Annotated in this window: 19 protein-coding genes and 1 tRNA gene; 10 read left to right on the top strand and 10 right to left on the bottom strand. The window is 54.1% G+C overall.

Annotation, left to right across the window (positions count from 1 at the left end):
- Window positions 1-528 (bottom strand): hypothetical protein (locus tag V6D20_13075; GenBank protein HEY9816712.1); only part of this gene is annotated, 528 nt, incomplete at its 3' end.
- Window positions 529-763: 235 nt separating this feature from the next.
- Between V6D20_13075 and V6D20_13070 the strand changes: the two genes are divergently transcribed.
- The gene (locus tag V6D20_13070; GenBank protein ID HEY9816711.1) at window positions 764-3370 is read left to right on the top strand and encodes a M1 family metallopeptidase; all 2607 of its coding nucleotides are present in this window, start codon (window positions 764-766) and stop codon (window positions 3368-3370) included.
- Window positions 3371-3427: 57 nt separating this feature from the next.
- On the opposite strand, the gene V6D20_13065 is transcribed toward V6D20_13070, so the two are convergent.
- Both V6D20_13065 and V6D20_13060 read right to left on the bottom strand, forming a co-directional pair.
- Window positions 3428-3859 carry an HNH endonuclease gene (locus V6D20_13065; GenBank protein HEY9816710.1) on the bottom strand — a complete coding sequence of 144 codons (432 nt, stop codon included), beginning with the start codon at window positions 3857-3859 and terminating at the stop codon, window positions 3428-3430.
- Window positions 3856-4245 (bottom strand): hypothetical protein, encoded by a 390-nt coding sequence (locus V6D20_13060; GenBank protein HEY9816709.1) that lies wholly within the window; start codon window positions 4243-4245, stop codon window positions 3856-3858. The genes V6D20_13065 and V6D20_13060 overlap by 4 nt, the downstream gene beginning before the upstream one ends.
- Before the next feature lie 330 nt (window positions 4246-4575).
- On the opposite strand from V6D20_13060, the gene V6D20_13055 reads away from it, so the two are divergent.
- The 6 genes from V6D20_13055 to V6D20_13030 all read left to right on the top strand — a co-directional run bounded on the left by V6D20_13055 (window position 4576) and on the right by V6D20_13030 (window position 14417).
- Window positions 4576-6048: a DASH family cryptochrome gene (locus V6D20_13055; protein HEY9816708.1), complete on the top strand. Its 1473-nt coding sequence runs from the start codon at window positions 4576-4578 to the stop codon at window positions 6046-6048.
- Window positions 6049-6168: 120 nt separating this feature from the next.
- Window positions 6169-7785, top strand: coding sequence for a glycosyltransferase family 39 protein (locus tag V6D20_13050; protein HEY9816707.1), 1617 nt, complete (start codon window positions 6169-6171; stop codon window positions 7783-7785).
- Window positions 7786-7872: 87 nt separating this feature from the next.
- Window positions 7873-9912, top strand: a complete 2040-nt coding sequence (locus tag V6D20_13045; protein ID HEY9816706.1) for an FAD-dependent oxidoreductase — start codon at window positions 7873-7875, stop codon at window positions 9910-9912.
- Window positions 9913-10104: 192 nt separating this feature from the next.
- Complete coding sequence (locus tag V6D20_13040) at window positions 10105-10224, top strand: photosystem II protein Y (GenBank protein ID HEY9816705.1); 120 nt, start codon at window positions 10105-10107, stop codon at window positions 10222-10224.
- Between the two features lie 224 nt (window positions 10225-10448).
- Complete coding sequence (locus V6D20_13035; GenBank protein HEY9816704.1) at window positions 10449-11876, top strand: folylpolyglutamate synthase/dihydrofolate synthase family protein; 1428 nt, start codon at window positions 10449-10451, stop codon at window positions 11874-11876.
- Between the two features lie 162 nt (window positions 11877-12038).
- On the top strand, window positions 12039-14417 hold the full coding sequence (locus V6D20_13030) for a putative PEP-binding protein (protein HEY9816703.1): 2379 nt from the start codon (window positions 12039-12041) through the stop codon (window positions 14415-14417).
- A gap of 2 nt (window positions 14418-14419) precedes the next feature.
- On the opposite strand, the gene V6D20_13025 is transcribed toward V6D20_13030, so the two are convergent.
- The 4 genes from V6D20_13025 to V6D20_13010 all read right to left on the bottom strand — a co-directional run bounded on the left by V6D20_13025 (window position 14420) and on the right by V6D20_13010 (window position 17802).
- The gene (locus tag V6D20_13025) at window positions 14420-14998 is read right to left on the bottom strand and encodes an alpha/beta hydrolase (GenBank protein ID HEY9816702.1); all 579 of its coding nucleotides are present in this window, start codon (window positions 14996-14998) and stop codon (window positions 14420-14422) included.
- A gap of 134 nt (window positions 14999-15132) precedes the next feature.
- Window positions 15133-15450, bottom strand: a complete 318-nt coding sequence (locus V6D20_13020) for a DUF3493 domain-containing protein (GenBank protein ID HEY9816701.1) — start codon at window positions 15448-15450, stop codon at window positions 15133-15135.
- A 39-nt stretch (window positions 15451-15489) separates the two neighbouring features.
- A complete protein-coding gene (locus tag V6D20_13015; GenBank protein ID HEY9816700.1) occupies window positions 15490-17106 on the bottom strand; it encodes a serine/threonine-protein kinase in 1617 nt (538 codons plus the stop codon).
- A 623-nt stretch (window positions 17107-17729) separates the two neighbouring features.
- A tRNA-Arg gene (locus V6D20_13010) sits at window positions 17730-17802 on the bottom strand.
- A 34-nt stretch (window positions 17803-17836) separates the two neighbouring features.
- Here V6D20_13010 and V6D20_13005 point away from each other — a divergent pair.
- The gene (locus V6D20_13005; GenBank protein HEY9816699.1) at window positions 17837-18334 is read left to right on the top strand and encodes a low molecular weight protein-tyrosine-phosphatase; all 498 of its coding nucleotides are present in this window, start codon (window positions 17837-17839) and stop codon (window positions 18332-18334) included.
- 14 nt (window positions 18335-18348) lie between these two features.
- Here the strand turns inward: V6D20_13005 and V6D20_13000 are convergent, their stop codons facing one another.
- From V6D20_13000 to purS, 3 genes are all read right to left on the bottom strand, one after another.
- Complete coding sequence (locus V6D20_13000) at window positions 18349-19035, bottom strand: response regulator transcription factor (protein HEY9816698.1); 687 nt, start codon at window positions 19033-19035, stop codon at window positions 18349-18351.
- A gap of 617 nt (window positions 19036-19652) precedes the next feature.
- A complete protein-coding gene (gene purQ, locus V6D20_12995; protein ID HEY9816697.1) occupies window positions 19653-20351 on the bottom strand; it encodes a phosphoribosylformylglycinamidine synthase subunit PurQ in 699 nt (232 codons plus the stop codon).
- 14 nt (window positions 20352-20365) lie between these two features.
- Window positions 20366-20647, bottom strand: a complete 282-nt coding sequence (gene purS, locus V6D20_12990) for a phosphoribosylformylglycinamidine synthase subunit PurS (GenBank protein ID HEY9816696.1) — start codon at window positions 20645-20647, stop codon at window positions 20366-20368.
- Window positions 20648-20851: 204 nt separating this feature from the next.
- Between purS and V6D20_12985 the strand changes: the two genes are divergently transcribed.
- A complete protein-coding gene (locus V6D20_12985) occupies window positions 20852-21268 on the top strand; it encodes a rubredoxin (GenBank protein ID HEY9816695.1) in 417 nt (138 codons plus the stop codon).
- An 85-nt stretch (window positions 21269-21353) separates the two neighbouring features.
- A partial coding sequence (locus tag V6D20_12980) for a photosynthesis system II assembly factor Ycf48 (protein ID HEY9816694.1) occupies window positions 21354-22184 on the top strand: 831 nt, incomplete at its 3' end.

Raw genomic sequence — 22184 nt, 5'->3', positions numbered from 1 at the left:
TGCCTCAGGGAAAACTTGTTGCAGCGCAAAGGTGCTCATACCCACACTACAGCCTAGGTCAAGGATATCTTTGGGCGGATTGGGCAACGCTGCTTTGAGCAGGGTGTGATAACTCTCCCGCAGCCGCGCATCGCCATCGGCGATTTCCTGCTTCGACCATACACGAGAATGCACCGCATAGGCAGCTACTTCCACTTCCATAGCCGGTTCCCAGCCTAGATTACCTTCGTCGTAGGCATGGAAAGACTGTAGGTAATAGTCGGGGTAGACGACCTCGGGATTGGTGACTGCCGCTAGCTCCGCGTCCCATTCTGGCGACAGATCCGCCTGGCCACCCCGCGATCGCAACTGGGCAACTTCCTGGGGCCAATAGACACCAATCAACTCGGCTCGCTTGATCATCATGGAGCGGGCGCGGCTTTTCGCAAGTTGGGCCAGGGGCTTGATGGACAAAATGCCATTCACCAGTTGAGACACTGGGCCAAGGGCGGAGGAGTTGGCGGTCGAGGGATTAAGAGCGGATGTCATAGGACGATAACGTGGAATAAAAACGGTAGTGAAAACGTAAATTGACAGAGAAGGAGGATACCATCTATCGCTAAACGATGTCTGGGCAATAGATCGTCTAGGATAGGCTGACAGGCCTATTATCGCAGGGAATTCCACAGGAACAAGCGATCGCCTGAAACAAGCACGATTGTGTAGAACCGGTCTATCCTAAAAGTTTAGTCGCTCAATAGAGACCATAGCGGAGAAAGATTGCATGTTGCATAGCCAATTTGAAGGATGGTTGGACACCGAAACCCCAAAACATAAGTCCTTTGAACTGCCCGGCGCAAAACCTCACTACAACCCCGATCGCCCCGGACAAGTTCAGCACATCCGCCTCGACCTCAACCTCGATATCCCCAACCAACGCTATCAGGGCACCTGCAGCATCCAGATCCAGCCCATTTGTGACGGTATTGAGCAGCTCACCCTCGACGCGGTAGATCTCCAGATTGACACAGTACAGGTCGGCCCCGTTGCCCAGCCCTTTGACTATGATGGGGAATCCCTCAGCATTCGCCTACTGACACCCACTCGCGCCGGACAGGTCTTCACCGTGGCGATCGCCTACCGGGTGGAACATCCCCAACGAGGGCTCTATTTCATCGCGCCGGATGAACACTATCCCAACAAAGCAACTCAGGTGTGGACTCAGGGCGAGGATGAAGATTCCCGCTACTGGTTCCCCTGTTTTGACTATCCGGGACAGTTGGCCACGTCAGAAATTCGGGTGCGGGTGCCCAAGCCACTGATGGCGATTTCCAACGGCGAACTGATCGAAACCCAGGAAGACGGCGACTTTAAGATTTTCCACTGGAGCCAGCAGGAAGTCCATCCCACCTACCTCATGACCTTGGCCGTAGGTGATTTTGCAGAGCTGCGGGACGAGTGGAACGGCAAGCCGGTCACCTACTACGTCGAAAAGGGACGGGAAGCGGACGCCCGCCGCACCATGGGCAAGACGCCCCAGATGATTGAATTCTTTAGCCAGGCCTACGGCTATCCCTATGCTTACCCGAAATATGCCCAGGTCTGCGTTGAGGATTTTATCTTCGGCGGCATGGAAAATACCTCGACGACCTTACTCACCGATCGCTGCCTGATTGATGAACGGGCTGCTATTGATAACCGGGGTTCGGAAAGCTTAGTTGCCCATGAACTGGCCCACCAATGGTTTGGCGACTTGGTGGTAATTAAGCATTGGTCTCATGCCTGGGTGAAGGAAGGCATGGCGACCTATTCGGAAGTAATGTGGACAGAGCGCGAGTATGGGGCCGATGAAGCAGCCTACTATCGGCTGAATGAAGCCCGCAGCTATCTGAGCGAAGACAGTTCCCGCTATCGCCGCCCCATGGTCACCCATATTTATCGAGAAGCGATCGAACTCTACGATCGCCATATCTACGAAAAGGGAGCCTGCGTCTATCACATGATCCGCCGGGAGTTGGGAGATAACCTCTTTACCCGAGCGATTCACGCTTTTGTCAACGACCATGCCCATCAAACCGTAGAGACTATCGATCTGCTGCGATCGATTGATAAAACCACCGGTCGCAACCTACAGTTCTTATTTGATCAATACGTATTTCGCGGCGGGCATCCTGACTTCAAGGTGTCCTACAGTTGGGATAATGATAGCCAACTGGCAAAGCTGACGGTGACTCAAACCCAAGCCCAGGATGGCGATACCCCCAGCACCAATGGTCTATTTGACCTGAAGATGCCCATTGGCTTTGGCTACAACGATCGCCCCTCAGATCCCACGGTATTCACCCTGCGCCTCCATGAGCGGGAGCAAACCTTCTATCTACCGCTGCCCAAGAAGCCCCAGTTTGTCAGCTTCGACGTAGGCAATCATACGCTCAAGACCGTTACTCTAGACTATCCGTTGGCAGAACTGAAAGCCCAGCTCAAATCCGATCCCGATCCCCTCTCTCGCATGTTTGCGGCAGAAGCGATCGCTAAGAAAGGCGGACTAGAAGGCGTGCGGGCCCTGACCGAGGCACTGCAATCGGATCCGTTCTGGGGCGTGCGGGCCGAGGTGGCGGATCACCTGGCCAGCATCAAGCTCGATCAAGCTACGGAGGCGCTGGTGACTGGACTTCAGGATTCTGAAGCTAGGGTACGCCGCGCCGTCGTCTCTGCCCTCGGCAAAATCAAAACTTTGGCCAGCTACCATGCTCTGAAGCCCGTGGTTGAGCAGGGAGATGCCAGCTACTACGTGGAGGCTGCAGCCATGGGAGCGATCGCCCACGTCGCCACCAGCGACTTCAATGGTGAGTCGAAGCAAGATGAGGTGCTGGCGCTGCTGCGGTCGGTGTTGGAAACCCGCGCTGGATGGAATGAAACCGTGCGCAGTGGGGCGATCGCCGGTCTGAGCAAACTCAAAACCTCCGAAGCGGCTCTGGATCTGATTTTGCACTACACTGCCCTCGGCGTTCCCCAAGCCCTTCGCCTGGCTGCTATCCGGGCTCTCGGCGTCATTGCTAGCGGCCAGTCCGACACCAACCTTCAGCGCATCCTCGATCGCCTCGATGAACTCGCTGGGGAGTCTTTCTTCCTCACCCAAGTGTCAGTCGCCAGCGCCCTAGGCAGCATGGAAACACCGAAAGCGATCGCGATTCTCCAATCCTTGGCCGATCAAACCCCCGATGGTCGGGTGCGCCGCCGGGCTGAGGAATTTATCCAAAAGGTGCGAGATGCTATCGGCAAGGATAAGGCCGTGAAGAAACTACAGCAAGAGCTAGATCAACTGAAGAAAGATAATCAGGATCTCCGCAGTCGCCTAGAAGTGCTGGAGGCTAAATCAAAGGAGTCCTAAGCGTTGAGGAAGAAGAGCGATCGCCCTAGTTAACCCTTAACAGGGGGGCGATCGCTCCTAGGATGAAGGTTCAACAGGAGGATGCCACCCGGCAGAGATCCAGGCTTGCCGCACAGCCACAGCATAAGGGTTATTGAGTCGCAATGCGATCACCGTAGCTCGTCCGATTGCCGTTAACCTAGCCACGTAAATTCCCTGATTTGTCCAGATAAAATGATCACGCCAACGGTCATGGCGAGGATTGAACAGCCTTACTGTATCGCCGGTCACCGGATCTTGAGCCTGGGTTTGGACGCCTTTGTAGGAATTACATAGACGGCAAGCCAGCCAAAGATTGTCTTCCTGATCCGAGCCGCCGGCTACCTTGGGAAGAATATGCTCAATTTCCAAAACGCCCAAAACATATTTTTGCAGGCTTCGGCAGTAGCCGCACCGATCGCCTGCTTGCTGCCGCACCCGCTGGCGCATCGATTCAGGAATGGGATTCACGAATCTAACGGTTCCCTTAGCCCTCGTTTAACCGCCTCACTCAGAGCCGTTGCTTTTCTCAGCAATCCTTCCTGATAGACCTGCATCAGAGCCGTTAATTCGTCACTCTTCTGGGAATCCAAGAGTCCAGCTTGCTGTTGATCAAGCAGTTCGCTCAATCGTGCATCCTGGGACGGCTCAAGTTGCAGATTAGCGAAAGCAATAACCTGTTCATCCGTAAGCTCTGCCATGGGTTCCAGCGCTGCACCCGCATCACTCACCAAGGGAATGGCGCTGTCAATCGTGTTGGCTAAGACCGTAAGAACGTCTTGATTGGCAAGCCTCGCAAAGCGTTCAGCCCGACGATACGCCTCATCTGACAAGGTAATAGTAACTTGGGTAGACATGTTGCCACCTCAAAACTGGCTGGTCACCATACGCAATGGGGAAGTTATCAACGCTTTCCCAACTCAAGCGATACATTCTAATTGCCCTCAAGACGGGAGCCAGATATCCGTACCGTTTAGAAATAGTACACCTATCATATTGCCCCTCAAGACGACTATGCAACCTTAGCAGACTCCATCCCTAGAGTCTTCATGGATACACGGCCTGCCTATATTGGAGCCATGCCCTTGGGTTCTTCTTAAATCGCCATTTGTAAACTTCTGTAAAGCATTCTATCATCATCAAAGAGGAGCGATCGCTCCCTGATTAACGCGTTGGAAACACCTGCCGTGACAGCTCCCATTCTCATCTGGTATCGCAACGATCTGCGCCTGCACGATCATGAGCCCCTGCACCGTGCCCTGAAGGAGCGATCGCCCCTTGTGCCGGTGTACTGCTTTGATCCTCGCCAGTTTGGCCAAACCGCCTTTGGCTTTCCTAAAACAGGGGCGTTTCGGGCACAGTTTTTGCTGGAGAGCGTAGCGGAGTTGCGGCGGCAGTGGCGGGCTCTTGGCCGTGACCTGATTGTGCGCTGTGGGAAACCGGAGGACGTGCTTCCAGAACTGGCCCAGCAGGTGGGGGCGATCGCTCTTTATTATCACCAAGAAGCTACATCGGAAGAATTACAGGTTGAGCAGCAGGTATCCACAGGGCTGACGTCTTTGGGGCTTGAGTGCCGATCGTTCTGGGGAGCGACACTCTATCATCCCGATGACCTGCCCTTTGAGATAGCTCAGACGCCGGAGATTTTTACTCAGTTTCGTAAGCAGGTAGAAAAATCCTCTTGCATTAACCTACCTTATCCAGCGCCTACTCACCTGCCAGCCCTACCTGAAAATCTAGACATAGGCATTCTACCCACGCTTCAAGATTGGGGACTAGACACCCCAGCCATGGATGAGCGACAGGTGTGGAACGTTCATGGAGGCGAGACGGCCGGGCGCGATCGCCTTCAGCACTATATCTGGACGCAGGACTGTTTGCGGCGCTATAAGCAAACGCGGAACGGGATGCTGGGGGCAGATTATTCCTCTAAGTTTTCGCCTTGGCTCGCGCTAGGCTGCTTATCTCCTCGCTGGATTGCGGCGGAGGTGCAGCGCTATGAAGTGGAGCGGGTAAGCAATGACTCGACCTATTGGCTTATTTTTGAACTGCTGTGGCGGGATTATTTTCGGTTTATCTGCGTCAAACATGGCGATCGCGTTTTTTATCCATCAGGACTGCGGCAGTTACCCATAAATTGGAAACAGGATTGGCCACGATTTGACCTCTGGTGCCAGGGTAAAACCGGGTTTCCCTTGGTGGATGCCAATATGCGCGAGCTGGCGGCGACCGGGTTTATGTCCAATCGCGGTCGGCAGAATGTGGCCAGCTTTCTCACCAAAAATCTCGGCATCGACTGGCGTATGGGGGCAGAGTGGTTTGAGTCGCTGTTGATTGACTATGATGTCTGCAGTAACTGGGGCAACTGGAACTACACGGCGGGCGTGGGCAATGATGCTCGCGGATTTCGTTATTTCAATATTGCTAAACAGTCCAAGGATTATGATGCCGACGGACAGTATGCCAAGCATTGGTTGCCAGAACTCGCCCAGGTGCCCGCCGGTAAAGTCCATGAACCCTGGAAGCTCAGTGCGGAGGAACAGCGGCGATCGCACCTGCAGATGGGGGTAGACTATCCGCGTCCCATCGTCGATTTGTTCAAATCAGTCCAGGCGAACGAGGCGATCTACAACGCAGCTTTGGCCCGAGCTGGGCTCTAGGATGAGATGCGCCGTCCATGGCTGGGGAATGTTACCCAATCTAGATGTTCAGCATCATGGCCTGCAACTTGGGCATTAAACTAGTAGCGATGACCGATGCGATCGTGGAGTCAGAATGATTTGAGTACTCTAACATCATGGCGCATGAGTCCCGGTTGGCTGAAGCTAGCCCTGGCGACTCTCCTTCTGCTAGGGATCCTGTTTCGATTTGTCAGTCTTGATGGCAAAATCTACTGGCACGACGAGGCCTACACGTCTCTACGGGCAGCGGGCTATCTCGGCATTGAAGTTGATGAGGCGCTGTTTCAAAATCAGCTTGTTGCGGCTCCTAGCCTGCAGCAGTTTCAAACCATTAAACCCGGTAGTACGGTCGCCGATACGGTGCGATCGCTGGCCGTGGATGTCCCTCAACACCCGCCGCTCTATTTTGTGATGGCGCGATTTTGGATGCAGTGGTTTGGTGGATCGGTTGCCGCCAGCCGCGCCCTCGCCGCTGTGATCAGCCTCTTTTCGTTGCCTGCCATGTATCTTCTTGGGGCAGAGCTGTTTCAATCACGATTAGTAGGGGCGATCGCCGCCGTGCTGCTGGCCCTGTCACCCTTTGATATTTTATTTGCTGAAACTAGCCGTCAGTATAGCTTACAAACGTTTTTGATTATTCTCAGCAGTTGGCTGTTGCTGCGGGCAGCTCGCCAGCGCTATCGATGGTTATGGGGACTGTATGCCCTCACCGTTGCCGCCGGGCTTTACACCCAACCCTTAATTGTCCTCACCTGGATAGCCCATGGGCTCTATGTTGTGGGGCGCTGTGCCGCTGAGCCAGCTAGGGGCACCTTTGCCCGACTGAAGCATGGCAGTCGCTGGCAACCCCTCTGGGGCTATGGGGCAGCAATGGCGATCGCTTTTCTCCTCTTTGCACCGTGGCTCTGGGTCTTTATGACCAATGTGGGGCAGGTGGTTGCCACTTCAAGCTGGACAAGCAGCCCCATGGGGCTAGACCGTCTGGCAAAGTTCTGGCTGCTCAGCTTTACCAGTCTATTTATTGACCTAGACTTTGGGTTTGAAAACCCCATGACCTTTCTGCTGCGGCTGCCGTTCCTGGTGCTGATTCTGGGAGGATTCTACAGGATCTGTCGCCGCACGGCTTTACCGGTGTGGCTGTTTCTGCTCACCATGGGCGTTGTTCCATTTATCTTAATCGCTCTGCCCGATCTGATTCTGGGCGGTCAGCGATCGGCCATCACCCGCTACCTCAATCCTTGCTTTCCAGCCATACAGCTCGTGGTTGCCTACTGGCTCACCCAAGATTTTGTGCTCAGTAAAACCCAGGGACGGCGCTGGGTGTTGCCCGTTCTGCTCACGGCCAGTATTGTATCCAACACCATGAGCAGCATGGCAACCAGTTGGTGGAGCAAGGATTTAAGTTACCCGAATGACAAAATTGTCAGCTATCTTAACCAAGCTCAGCCTACCGTCTTGATCAGCGATGTGGGGGATACCTTCACCAATCGAGGCGATCTCCTAGGGCTGAGCCATGATCTGGAGAATGAGGTTTTCCTGCTGCTGCTCACCCAACCACCTGATCTATCGGCGTTCGATCTCGCTAACGAGGAGCGATCGCTCTTTGTGTTTCGGCCATCGGCGGCATTAACAACCGTTCTGGAAAGCCAAGGCACCCTCAGCCCTATGGCAGACTCAGGCGGCAACCTATGGGCATTTGAGCCTCAGGATCCCTAGGCGATCGCCCCGATCGGAGGATGAAACCCTTGGATCCATCAGGCATCATAGGGTTAGATGTCTTACCCTTTTTGACTGGCGACCTGTATGACAAAACGTTTCCCACTGGCTTTGGCTGGGCGTTGGCTGCCCCTTACCCTGGCTGGCGTCATGGCCGCCCTGCTGCCCCAAGGGGCGATCGCCACCCCGCCTCGCCTACCCGATGCCACCATCGCCTGTGAGATTCTGGTGGTTGGAGGCGGATTAGCCGGTGTGGCGACGGCCTATGAAGGGCTATTGGCAGGACGCACCGTTTGCCTGACCGACCTCACCGACTGGATGGGCGGGCAGATTTCGTCCCAAGGCACCTCCGCTCTTGATGAACGCACCACCCAACGACTGGAGCAATTCTATTCCCGAGGCTATTTGGAATTACGCGATCGCATCCGTCGTCACTATGGACGCATCAACCCTGGAGATTGTTGGGTCAGCGAGTCTTGTTTCTATCCCTTCGATGGCCATTACCTGCTAGCGGACATGCTGGAGGATGCCGAACGAGAGGGAGAGGGCACCCTGCACTGGTTTCCCAATACCGTCATCAAGGATCTAGACATTCGCGATCGCCAAATCCGCAGCGCGATCGCCATTCAGCACCAGCCTGCCCCCGACGCCCCACCACTCAATACCTTTCACCTATCCAACATCCTAGAGGATGCCTATACCTACGCCGACTCCGATCGCTTCACGAAAACTATTCTGCAGTTCGAACCCCTGATTCCCGAGGGAGAGAGCGATCGCGTCGCTGATTGGTATGTGGTGGAAGCGACCGAAACTGGAGAGCTGATTGCCTTGGCAGATCTGCCCCACCAGCTAGGCATTGACGCCCTCTCCTACGAAGAACCCTCCTCCTCCAGTCCCACCGACGATCCCTACTGCACCCAAGGGTTTACCTACACCTTTGCCATGCAGTCCACCGAAGAACCCCAGGTTCACGAACCGCCAGATTTTTATCCCCAGTACGAACCCTACTACAGCTACGAGCTAACCCGTCTAGCCGATTTCGATCTGGTTTTTACCTACCGTCGCATTCTGGCCCAAGATCCCCAACCCCAAGGCACCGACCGCAGTATTTATGACTATGAGGTGGCTGTCGGTGATATTTCCATGCAGAACTGGACCTGGGGCAATGACTACCGCCCCGGCACGGCGGAAGACAATCTGATCTATACCCAAGATCAATTGCGATCGCTTGGGCAACTCGAACCGGGCGGCTGGCTAGGAGGCCTACGGGTGGAAACCCTGCGTCGCGGCGAAGAAATCTCCCTGGGCTACTTCCACTGGCTGGTGGATGGCGTCACGGATTCCCAACTGGGTGAGGGTGTGAAGGAACGCCATCCCAACCACACCTTCCTGAGCGGTCTAGATTCTCCCATGGGCACCGTTCACGGTCTCTCCAAATATCCCTACATGCGCGAAGGGCGTCGCATTCTCGGGCGACCCGATGGCCGCTATCCTGACGGCTTTGTGATTTCTGAAATCGATATTTCCCGCATTGACTACGCCGCCGATCCCTTCTACGCCGAGAACTTGCCCGACGCCATGTATCGGCGGCTCTTAACGGCGTTAGCAGGACGCAACACCCTTGCGGTGCTCACGGGCGACTTGAGTCTCGAAAACTTGAGTCGGCGATCGCGATCGCGAATCTTTCCCGACTCCGTAGGCATTGGTCACTACGCCATCGACTTCCATCCCTGCATGGCCTTCCATCCCCCAGAAGCACCGGGCAATATAGAGCGTCCTGGAGAACGGCAAGGGGCCGGTCAAGCCTATCCCTTCCAAATTCCGCTGCGGGCCCTCATTCCCCAAAACCTGGATAACCTCCTAGTGGCTGGCAAAAGCATCGCCACAAGCCACATCGCCGCCGCCGCCTACCGAGTCCATTCCTTTGAATGGTCATCCGGGGTCGCCGTGGGCAATACCATTGACGTTGTACTAGATCGCAATCTATTGCCCTATGATCTTGTGGACAACCTTCTTGCCGGTGAACCAGACTTGGAACGGCTGCAGCAACGTCTGCGGGAACAAGGCAATCCCATCGCCTTCCCAGATACGTCCATCTTTAATGAAGACTGGGATGACTGGCGTTAATTCTTCAGCATTGGGGGCACTCTGATTCACTGACCATTCAACCGGACTTGATATCAGCCCATCAGGGAGAACGTTACTCCCTGAAAATGTTGCAAAACTTAACTCAAAGACTTGGCAAAATTGCCCAATTCCACCGAGAATGTTAGACAAAGATGAGAATGATTCATAAATCTTTAGAGGAGGATCACACAGATGGACTGGAGAATTGTGGTTGTATTATTGCCGGTCATTTTGGCTGGAAGCTGGGCCTTGTATAACATTGGTAAAGCTGCCCTTAAGCAAGTTCAAACCTTTTGGAACCGCGAAGCGTAGGCGACTCAGACGTGCGTGATCAGCGGCGATCGCCTAGAGACTGCTTGGCCATCGGTTCAGCGCTGATGATGTACCCGCAGTTGAGGGGAGCACACACGCAGGGCTCAGTGTGTTCCCCTTAGTTGGTGATAGGGGTTACGCTGATAGAAGTGGGCAACTCAACATGTTGATTACTTGTGGCTCTTGTGCTGTAAACCCCACCCTTTACGTCTACCGTTGAAGTTATGCATCAGGCGATCGCCTTAGATCCGTCCTATCAGGCCGCAGAGTCCCTACTGCAGCAGTTTGAGCGATTTGGTGTGGATCTGGGGCTCGATCGCATCCAGCACCTCCTAGCCAGGCTTGGCTCGCCCCACCACCGAGTACCGATCATTCACGTGGCAGGCAGTAATGGCAAAGGTTCTGTCTGTGCTTGCCTATCCGCCGTGCTCACAGCAGCTGGCTACCGGGTCGGGCGCTACACCTCGCCCCATCTAGTGCATTGGTGCGAGCGCATCTGTATTCAAGATCAGGCCATTGCCGCCGCCGATCTCTATGCCGCTCTCCAAGAGGTAGAGCGCGCTATTGATCCCGATCAACCCTGTCCCACCCAGTTTGAAGTGTTCACAGCCGCTGCTTGGCTGTACTTTGCCCAACAGCAGGTTGATCTAGCCGTGATGGAAGTCGGTTTGGGCGGTCGGCTCGATGCCACCAACGTCTGCGATCGCCCCCTCGTCAGCGTGATCACCTCTCTCAGCCTCGAACATTGGCAACGTTTGGGCCCAACCTTGGCCGACATTGCCCGAGAAAAAGCCGGTATTCTCAAATCCCACTGTCCGGCGGTGATTGGGCCCTTGCCTCCCATGGCAGATCAGGTGGTACGCGATCGCCTTGAGGCATTGCAATGTCCGACAGTTTGGGTGGAGCCGGCCCAAGATTGCGGGGATGGTTGGGCGCTCTACACCACGCCAGCAGACCTCAATCCGGCTCCCCCTGGGCAGACCTATCGCTACCCCTTGACCCTGCCTGGCCAGCATCAGTGCAGCAATTCTGCTGTGGCGATCGCGGCCCTGCAAGTTCTCCAGCGCCAAGGATGGCAGATCTCAACCCAGCATTTTGACCAAGGTCTACGGCAGGTGCGCTGGCCCGCTCGGTTACAGTGGTTGTCTTGGTCGGGCTGCTCGATCTTAGTGGATGGAGCCCATAACCCAGCCGGAGCCATTGCCCTGCGGCAGTATGTCGATCAATGTATAGCTAGAGGCGATCGCCTCCATGCTCCCATCCACTGGGTTATAGGACTGTTAGCAACCAAAGACCATGCGGATATTTTGCAGCCGTTGCTGCGTTCAGGCGATCGCCTCTGGCTGGTTGAGATTCCAGGCCATGCTTCCGCCGATCCTCAGCATTTGAGGGAGGTCGCCCACACCGTTTGCCCAGCCTTAGGCCATTGCGCAAGCTACACTAATCCCATAGAGGGGCTGAGGACAGCGATCGCCGCCAGTCAACGCCAGCAACCCCAATCCCCTAGCGTCATCCTATGCGGATCGCTCTATCTCATCGGCTGGCTGTTTCAGTCCGCTGAATGGGCTACCTTAGACACTGTTACGGATCGTCACCAAGACGCCACCATTCCTGTCCTCCATGAACCGTTCAATCCTTCATCGGCTGGGTAAACTAAACATCTGCAGGGCTTGCCTCCAAACTCTCTCCTCGCCTATAGCCCACCACTCTTCGCCGCACCAGCCTTAGCACAGCCTGCTCTCTTTGACATAAGCACCATCACAACACGATTTAGCATCCCACGGTAGCTATTTGCGGATTAGGTCATCACTCCAATGCATGTCTACACCTTGGATCACATTCAAGCTACCCATCGTCCAGAGGTTGGGGATACCGCATTTCATTTGGCCCAAACGCTGCAGCAGGGGTACCCTGTGCTACCTGGGATTGTGATTACCGCATCCGTCCTAAACGATTTTCTAGAACATATCGATTGGTTGGAACCCCTGTTTGCCGATCTCCCCAATTCCACCCTGCATATCGAAGTTGAAGATCCTCGGCAACTGCAAGCGATCGCCCGTACCATTCGCCAAGGAATCGAGACCACCCCTTTCACTACAACCCACTGGATTGAAGAAGTACTGCACCTTGCCCAAAACTGGTCGTCTCAGCAAGTGGTGCTGAAACCATCCCTGGCCCTCTCACCGGAAGTTGGCTACTTCCTACCAGAGGCATCCACCGAAAGCCTGATTGATGCCAAAATCTATCCCCTCACAGAACTAGGTTTGCGGGAAGGAGTGCGCCATCTATGGAGCGATTTATTTAGCGCCAAAAGTTTATTTTATTGGCAACGCCTAGGCATCAGCCTGCAACATATCCAACTGGCTATCCTAGTTCAACCGATCGCCACCCCTGACCTTTCCGGTGACTTATATCTCAACGAGCAGAGCCTGGACATTCGCGCCATCTGGGGGATCGATCATGCCATCACCACGGGCGAAGTCTGTCCTGATTGGTATCACATTGACCTAGCTACAGGTCAAATCCTTGAACAAAAAGTGGAGCAAAAATTCTATCGCTGTGCCGTCCGCTTACCCGATGCAGCGTATGAAGCTATTGCACCTATTCCCGCTATTCAGCCAGGACTAGACCTAGTAGCGATCGATCCATCCGACCAACGAGCAGCCGTTTTATCTCCCTCCAACCTTGCAGATCTCATCGAGCTGGCCCGCACGATCGCCCAACAAAACCCTCGCCCTATTCGCGTCAACTGGCTTCTCTCCTCGCTCCTTCCCAGTCCAGCCCTGTGGATCAGTCACATCACGCCACAAACCCGCCCCTATCATTCATCATCCATAGCACCATCTACGCCCCTCGCCCATCAGCCCGTTCCTCAACCATCACCGGAGACAACGCTGTGGGGCATTGGGGTCGCCCAAGGGCAAATCTCAGGGCAGGTCTGGGTCGCCAATGAACGCGACACCACGCTGCCTAACCTCCCCCCCAACTGTATCTTAGTAGCCACGGTCTTCATGCCCACCTGGTTACCGCAACTGCATCACATTGCTGGCATTGTGACAGAGCAGGGCGGGATTACGTCCCATGGGGCGATCGTGGCCCGCGAGGTGGGTATTCCTGCCGTCGTCGGCGTTCTCAATGCCACCCAGCAACTACACACCGGCGATCGCATTACCGTAGATGGCGATCGCGGCGGTATCTACCGAGGCAACCATCCACCCATCCCTCCCCTAGAAACATCCTCCAAGCAAGAGTTAGAGTCGCCACCTGCCGATCGTTCAGCCGTGGCCACCGTCTCCCCCCACCGCATTCAGCTCTGGGTGAATCTCAACCGCTGGAGCAGTCTGCCCCAGCTAGAAACCTTACCCATTGATGGTGTTGGACTGGTGCGGTCTGAAATTGCCTTAATGGAGTTAATTGAGCAGCGCCATCCCCTCGATTGGATTGCCCAGCACCAAGCTCATCACATCCAAGCGCGCCTGGTCGAACAGTTGCAGCGGCTGGCCAAAGCCATGGCTCCTCGTCCCGTCTTTTATCGATCGCTGGATATGCGTTCCCATGAATACCAACTGCTAAGAGGCAGCCCTACCCTGACGCCGGAAGTCAATCCTATTCTAGGAATGCACGGCACCCTAAGCTATACGCTCAACCCCGCCTGGTTTCAACTGGAGCTCGCTGCTATCCGCCAAGTCCAGCAGATGGGCTACACGAACATCAATTTATTGTTACCGTTCGTTCGTACCGTCGAAGAATTTCAATTTTGCCATCAGTGGGCAGTACGCACCGGCTTGACCCAAGTCCAGGCTTTTCAAATCTGGATTATGGCCGAGGTTCCCTCCGTCGTCTGGCTGCTGCCCGACTACGTCAAAGCCGGGGTGCAGGGCATTGCCATTGGCACCAATGACCTCACCCAACTGCTGCTGGCGATCGATCGCGAGCATCCAGGTCTTTCGTCTCGGTTGGATACTCGGCATCCCGCCGTGCTGCGGGCGATCGCTCAATTAGTACGCACAGCCAAGCAGTTGCAGATTCCTTGCTCCATTTGCGGGCAAATTCCCCTACAGGATGCCAATCTGCTGCAAACCTTTATTCAATGGGGGATTAGCGCCATCTCTGTCGAACCTCATACCGCTCGACAAATGCATAACCTGCTCCTGAACGCTGAGCGATCGCTGTCGAATCAACCTCGACGATAGGATTATTCCTCTTGGGAAGGGTTGAAGCGCTCCATCATCTCAAATAGTTCTTGGGCGCGATCGCTCCAACGGCTCACTTGATAGTAGGTCTCTAAGAGATTCTCGCCATCCACATAAACCTCCTCCGTCGGATAGGCTTGGATGACTTCGATCAAACTAATGGCATCATCATCACTAGCTGACAAAATTAAGGCTGACCGTAACGCCTCTTGGTTGGCTTCTCCCGACGAGGTATGGATAGTTTGTCCTACCCGCTCTAACAACATTTCACCCACCCAAGAGTTCAACGCCACATCTAAAAAGACAAGTCTCATGGGAATGGGACGCACCAAGGCCCGCTGCAGTTCCTCAGGATCTTTATCAGTGCGATTGGTGTAGTGCTCTAGATCAGACGACAGTTCACCGGTCTCGGCAAATGCCGCAAGTTCCTCCACCGATAAACTACGCTCAAATCCAGCGTAGCGAAATACAATCCGCTCTGCCGCGATCGCTTCGGGCATTCCCCATCCCAGCACCAAGAAGCCCGAGCAGGCCCCTAACCAGGATAGCCATCGATTGCGACCGGTTTGCTTACGACCCATCTTTCTCGTCTCCCACAACGCCAACAGTACCTTCCCTGACGCCTCGCATCGATCAAAAGTTGCCCTGGCCAGCAGGGAAACATATCGCCTGTGGGGATTTAGTTCACCCTAGGAGAAGCGATCGAGGAGCCCCCTTAGGTGCGATCGTTGCGATCGTCCCGCTCAATCTGCTTCTGCTCCGCCCGCTTTTCCACGCGAAACAGCCAGATCATCAGCGCCACAACCCCTACCTGCAATGCAAAGTTAGGGAGCGTAGCCGCCGAGGCTCGTCCTGCCGCCAGTTCTGCCAGAAAAATGAAGGCTCCAATTAACCCCGAAGCTCCACAAACCCCATACACAAAAATTCTCAGCCCCCGATAGGGTGCTTTCACCTCCGCCCGCAGCCGAGCCATCATTTCATCATCGAGTCGGGGATTTACGGGAGAAGTGCGATCGCGCGGTGATTTTGCCATCTAACCTCAGCCTAGGCGTGCCCATTCATTGCTACCACTCTACCAAAATCCCCGCTTACCGCTGGGATGAATCGTGGCCCAGTTGGTGCGGGCTGTAGCTAACTGCTCATCGGAAACCTTGGCCCCGGTCAAATCTGCCCCGCAGAGATTGGCCCCTCGCAAGTTGGCATTACTCAGGTAGGCATAGCTCAAATCTGCTCCCCGTAGATTTGCTCCGCCCAGATCCGCATGACTCAGGTACGCTCGGGCCATGTTGGCGTTTTTTAAGACCGCTTGGTTCAAATTCGCCCGCCCAAAATCGGCATTAAACAAGTTAGCATTTTGGCAGTTTGTTTTTTGCAGCTTCGATTGGTGGAAGCTTGCTCCCGAGAGATCAGCCTTTTGCAAGTTCAAGCCCCCCAAGTTGTGAGAGGTGAAGTCGCGCCGCCCCTTACTATAGGCCTCCAGCAGCTCCTCCGCCGTCAAACGCGGCATGATTTTGGCGCTCCCCCCTCGCGACGAACTCGTGGAACCCGTAGCCGTATCTGAAGAGGTGGACGACGACTTGCGCAAAAGCTGATGGCGAGACGCTCCAGGCTGAAGACTGGTAGCATCAGATGCATTACGAGACTGGCGAGCCCGGATAGCCGCCGCAATGCGCGAGGTGGGCGACGATGTAGACATTTCATTACTGTTGCCAATCGTCCGCCCCATACCAGACTTGGGCGATCGCGGCGGACGGTTGGCCGTCACCATACTCTGGGCCAAACTATCCATGTAGGGCTCCAGATCTAACGCCCGTAGGACATCATTAGCAGACTGGAAGCGATGGCGCACCGAGACTTCCAGCATCTTCTCCAAAACGCTGGCAAAATGATCGCTCACATGCACATAGTCTCGCCACAGCATTTCCCCCGTAGCGGGATCATAATCCATATCCTTCGGTGACTTGCCCGCCAGTAAATACACGCAGGTGACACCTAGGGCATACAAATCACTGGCATACACAGGACGCATCGCCATCTGCTCCGGTGGAGCATAGCCTGGAGTACCAATGGCGTAGGAAGTCAATGCTGTTTGATCAGAAGCGGCTGCCTTGATTGGGTCAATTTTATCCTTCACCGCCCCAAAGTCAATGAGCACAAGCTTCTTGTCTTCTGTACGCCGAATCAAGTTGGCGGGTTTAATGTCTCTGTGAATGACCTGCTGGCTGTGAATGTACTGAATCATCGGCAGGACTTCACTCAGGAACTGCTTCACCCCAGCTTCGCTGAATGGTCCGGAGCCCCTCACTTCCTGCTGCAGCGTGGAGCCACTGATATATTCCTGAACTAGATAGAACTCTTGGTTGGCCTCGAAGTAGTCGAGCAAGCGCGGGACTTGGGGATGATTGCCAATCTTGCCCAGGGTTTTGGCTTCGCGCTTAAACAACTCCCGCGCCATCAGCAACACATTGGGCGAGGAGGCGGCAGGGCGGAGCTGCTTAATCACACAGTGGGGATGGCCAGGTAGCTCTTCATCGCGGGCCAGGAATGTGGCTCCAAACCCCCCCTGTCCAAGAACCTGTATCGCTCTGTATCGCCCTTGCAATAGCAATGGAGAACCACAGGCTTGACACAGTTCTGTGTGCGCCAGGTTCTCAGGATTAGGGCAAGAGGGGTTTAGACAATAGCTCATGCGGCGTTTCTCATCTCATCTCAACCGCTAGGTGTCATGGGGTAGGGGGCTTCACTAATTGTGACACTTTCCTAAATCTATATTTCCTAGAAAGTCATCAGAAGGTGTCAAATTTGGGAAAAATTTCTTGAAGCGTTGCTAAACGTTACAGCAAAAGGGTTGAAGGATCCGTAAACGTAACCGCTAATACCATCTATTCATCTGAACCAACAGCAAAAGGGCGATCGCTCATGGTTGCGTTCGATTGCTGCTCTACCCCATGGTACAAAGATAGCGCGTCATTGAATCACAGCTATCTTCAGGACAAGGCCTTGTCTGAGCACACAACCCTACACCCCTTAGATTAATTTAATACCCGATCTTTGGGTTAGATGCCACTGGGTATTGCCCATCATTGTCTAGCCAAGCAACCTTTTCTAGATTTCTTTTTCCGTATTTTTTCGCTTGCTAACCAATCTATGGTCTTCAGGGATGGTGTAATCTCAGGGTGCATTCTGAGAAAACCGCATTACAAACTCACCGGCAATGTGCCACCATCGGGATGGTGCACAAGAAACCAGTCTCATCAGACGCGATCGCCCCAGGCCACACCATGAGCGGCGCAGAATACCTGTAAAATTAAACGAGCATGAAGGGATTCGAACCCCCGACCCTCAGAACCGGAATCTGATGCTCTATCCACTGAGCTACATGCCCTTATTCAGTGAGTATAGCACTTCTCTAAACACCTATGACGTATCAAGTTCTGTTTGTTTGCCTTGGCAATATCTGCCGATCGCCCTCGACTGAAAACATCATGAATCACCTGATTCAACAGCGGGGGCTCAGCGATCGCATCCAGTGTGACTCAGCGGGCACGTCCAGCTATCATATCGGCAGTTCTCCCGATCGCCGCATGGCCGCCGCTGCTCGCCAGCGGGGCATTGAGCTGCGTGGACAGGCCCGGCAACTGACTGCAGATGACCTCGATGCCTTTGACCTGATTCTGGCCATGGATCGGGAGAATTACCGCGACATCTGCTCCCTAGATGTTAGTCAACGCCATCACGCCAAAATCAAGCTGATGTGTGAGTTTTGTCAGCACCATACCGATCGAGACGTTCCCGATCCTTACTATGGCGGAGCAGAAGGCTTTAACTACGTGATTGACCTGCTGCTGGATGCCTGTGAAGGGCTGCTCGACCACATCCTCACCCTCGATCCCACCATGTCAAATAGCGCTAGTTAGCCAGCCCTAGAGCCCTAGATCAGATGATGTTCTAGGGCAAAACGCACCAGTTCAGCCCGATTACTCGTGGTGGTTTTGCGCAGTAAGCTGCTGACATATTTTTCGACCGTGCGCGGGCTGAGGTGCAAGCGATCGCCAATTTGAGCATTCGACAAGCCATCCGACAGAAGCCCCAAAACATCTCGTTCTCGGGTTGTCAAATCTGGCGTATCGAGGGTGGTTAAGGGGTGGGGCGCTTTAGCGTCATTACTATAGGAGCCTTGACGCGAGGCATCTTGTCCTGGGGGCGCGACAGCCTGCGTCCGCACATGCCACTCGGTTTGGATCATCTGCGATCGCTCTAGCAAATTGCGCACGATAGCTCCCAACTCCACCAGTTCAAACGGCTTAGCCAGGTAGGCATCACAGCCCAGCTTATAGCCTCGGACTCGTTCTTCTGTACTTGTTCGAGCCGTCAAAAAAATGACCGGCAATAGGCGAAACATCGGCCGGCGACGCACTTGGTTGACCAGGTCATACCCATCCAGGAAAGGCATCGTCACGTCGGTGATTAACAAATGGGGAGAATGTTTCTCGATCACCGATAGGGCTTCCCGACCATCTTCGGCAACAATCACAAGATAGCCTGCTAGTTCCAGATAGTCGGCGATCGATAGGCGAGTCCCTGGGTCATCTTCTGCGACGAGAATAGTCAGCGGCATAAGTAGAGAGTAGAGTGACGAAATTAGCTCACAGCTTCAAGGTTGAGAAGCATAGATATAGACTGCATCCCAACGTAACACGGCTATCTGAAGTGCTTCAACGACACCCCCATAGAGTCATCTTATCTACCCACGGCCTACATCAGAGATTTAAGCTCTTCACGCTAGCCTTAGCAGCCACCAAGACATAGCTCAAGAAACAACTCCCGGAGTCGAAGAGTGTGTTGCTCACTAAGTCACTCTACCTTTGGCTATGGCTGAGGATGAACAACCCTGAAGCCACGGCGAGGGCATCTCTGCAAGCTGGTTAAACCTCGACTGTCATGATTGCCATGATGAGGTGTGGGCATACCAGAATGACAACACTGAACCCACTTGCTTAACCTAGCATCCAAAAGATCATGTTCATTCACGTTGTGGGTATAAGCATAACGTGAAATTCCCATAGCCCTAGTCGTAACTTGATGAGCCCATAAGATTGTCTACCTATGGGAAACGGGGCATTGAAAAAACCTGGAGAGATGATGCGGCTGCCTCAGAATAGCTGGCGTTGTAGACCGACGCCCCCAGACATCTCCCCCTATCACCTGACATGGGAGGAGAGAAGATGCCAACTCCTAAACGCTCATCAACATGGTAGACAAGAGGCCCTGAAAAAGATGCATGCCGTCGGTACTGCCCAACATGGCATCCGCTGCCCTTTCCGGGTGAGGCATCATTCCTAAAACATTGCCTTGGCGATTGCAAATTCCGGCAATATGGTTAAGCGATCCATTCGGGTTGGCTTCAGGCGTGAGCTCCCCAGCGCTATTGCAGTAGCGAAACAACACCTGCTGATGGTCTTCTAGCTGGCTGATGGTTGCTTCGTCGGCATAGTAGCACCCTTCTCCATGGGCAATCGGCAGGGTGATTACCTGTTGGGTTTGGTAGGCTTGTGTCCAAGGCTGTACCGATCGCTCCACTCGCACCGAAACGCGATCGCAAACAAAATGGAGATCTCGATTTCTCACTAATGCTCCGGGTAAGAGACCCACTTCAGTCAGCACTTGGAATCCATTGCAAATCCCTAGCACCCACTTCCCCTTCTGGGCATGGTCTAGGGTAGCTTGAATGGCAGGGGAAAAGCGGGCGATCGCCCCACAGCGTAGGTAGTCTCCATAGCTAAAGCCACCGGGCACCACCATCACATCAAGATCATCAATATCCCGATCTTGGTGCCAGACCATACGGGTAGGCTGGCCGAGCAACCCCTGGGTGACCATGGCCACATCGCGATCGCAATTTGATCCAGGGAAGACAATGACGCCAAATTTCATGCAGGGATCCTCTACTACTTCGATACAGACGCCGGAGCGATCGCATCCACCAACTCGAACCGATAGTTTTCAATGACTGGATTGGCCAGCAGTTGATCACACATGCGATCGAGCTGCCCCTCGGCCTCCTCAGCCGTGCCAGCCTGGAGCGTCAGCTCCACATATTTACCAATCCGCACACCCTCTACATTATCGTAGCCAAGATGCTTCAGGCCAGACTGGACGGCTGTCCCAGCAGGATCGAGCACCGAAGGACGCAGGGTGACATAAATTCGGGCGTGATAGGTCTGAGTCATCGTCTCTCCAGGGGATACAGGGAATTATCAACAGACAGGCTGTGGGTGCTGTTTCGTAGGCCGATCGAGCAACGAGCATCCTAGCATTCCCAGGTTCACTCTCTCATATTTCTATATGCCTGATGAAATGATTTAGGTTGAGCAGCGCTCTATGTCATAATCTTTAACAGAGATTTTAATGTTGTCCGTACAGAGGGTAGAGCCATGACTACTGACGCTGCCGACTCCGGCGAGACAAATCCAACTCCGGCTGCTGACGCAACCGGTCAGGCAGGCGAGTCCGCTGAGAATACCACTGCTCCTTTAGATCCTAAAGATTTAGATCGTTATGAATGTCGCTCCTGTGGCTATGTGTACGAGCCAGTGAAGGGAGACGGACGGTCAGTTGAGCCAGGCACTCCGTTTGAGGATCTATCTATTGTTTGGCGATGCCCGGTCTGCTCAGCTCGAGCTAGCCAGTTCAGCAATATTGGCCCCACAGGCAACCCATCTGGCTTTAAAGAAAACCTAGGTTACGGGCTAGGTGTGAATCGCCTCACCCCGGGGCAAAAAAATATTCTCATTTTTAGTGCCTTGGGAATTGGCGTCTTGTTTTTCCTCAGCCTTTATGGTCTGAAGTAGAAAACATCCCTATCAAGGGCGATCGCTGCTCCCCACAGGAGCCCATCCGGTGTTCAGAATTGCTTAATCCTTAGACCCATTGATCATGCTGTCCTTTCCTAAGTCCATCGCTCGATTTGTCATTCTGTGTGTTGCCCTGTTGCTCACAAGCGGCTGCACCAAAGCATATCTAGAAGGAACGGCCACCAACGCTTGGCATACAGTCAGTATTCCAACCGATGCCACCCTCCTCGACATTGCCTTTGCTGAGGATGCCCAACATGGTTGGCTCGTTGGTAAACAGTCTACTGTCTTAGAAACGAGCGACGGCGGCGTCAACTGGAAGTTGCGATCGCTTGACTTGGGCGACCAAAATTACAACTTGAACTCCGTTAGTTTCTACAACAACGAAGGCTGGATTGTGGGCCAACCCAGCCTGCTTCTACACACCACCGATGGCGGCGACAGTTGGTCTCGCGTGCCTCTGAGTGATCAACTGCCAGGGTCACCCGACACGATCACCGCTCTTGGAGAAGGCATTGCAGAACTCACCACGGATATTGGGGCCATCTACCGCACCCAAGACGCAGGGCGGAATTGGCGCGCCATGGTCACCGAAGCCGTTGGGGTCTTGCGCAACATTTCCCGTTCCGCCGATGGTCGCTATGTGTCGGTGTCCTCCCGAGGAAACTTCTACTCGACGTGGGTTCCCGGAGATGATGTCTGGGTACAGCACAACCGCAACAGCTCTCGCCGGCTGCAAAACATGGGGTTCACGGCCGATGGCAAGCTATGGTTGATTGCCCGCGGTGGCATCGTTCAATTTGGTGAATCTGAGGATGATTTAGAAGCCTGGAGCGAAGCCATTACGCCAGAATTTGCCACCAGTTGGGGCTTTTTAGACCTCACCTATCAAACCGAGAATGATGTGTGGTTG

It is taken from the genome of Candidatus Obscuribacterales bacterium, assembly GCA_036703605.1.
GTDB lineage: Bacteria > Cyanobacteriota > Cyanobacteriia > RECH01 > RECH01 > RECH01.
Note: the sequence above shows the minus strand (reverse complement) of the source record. Positions and strands in the feature narration are given on the sequence as shown.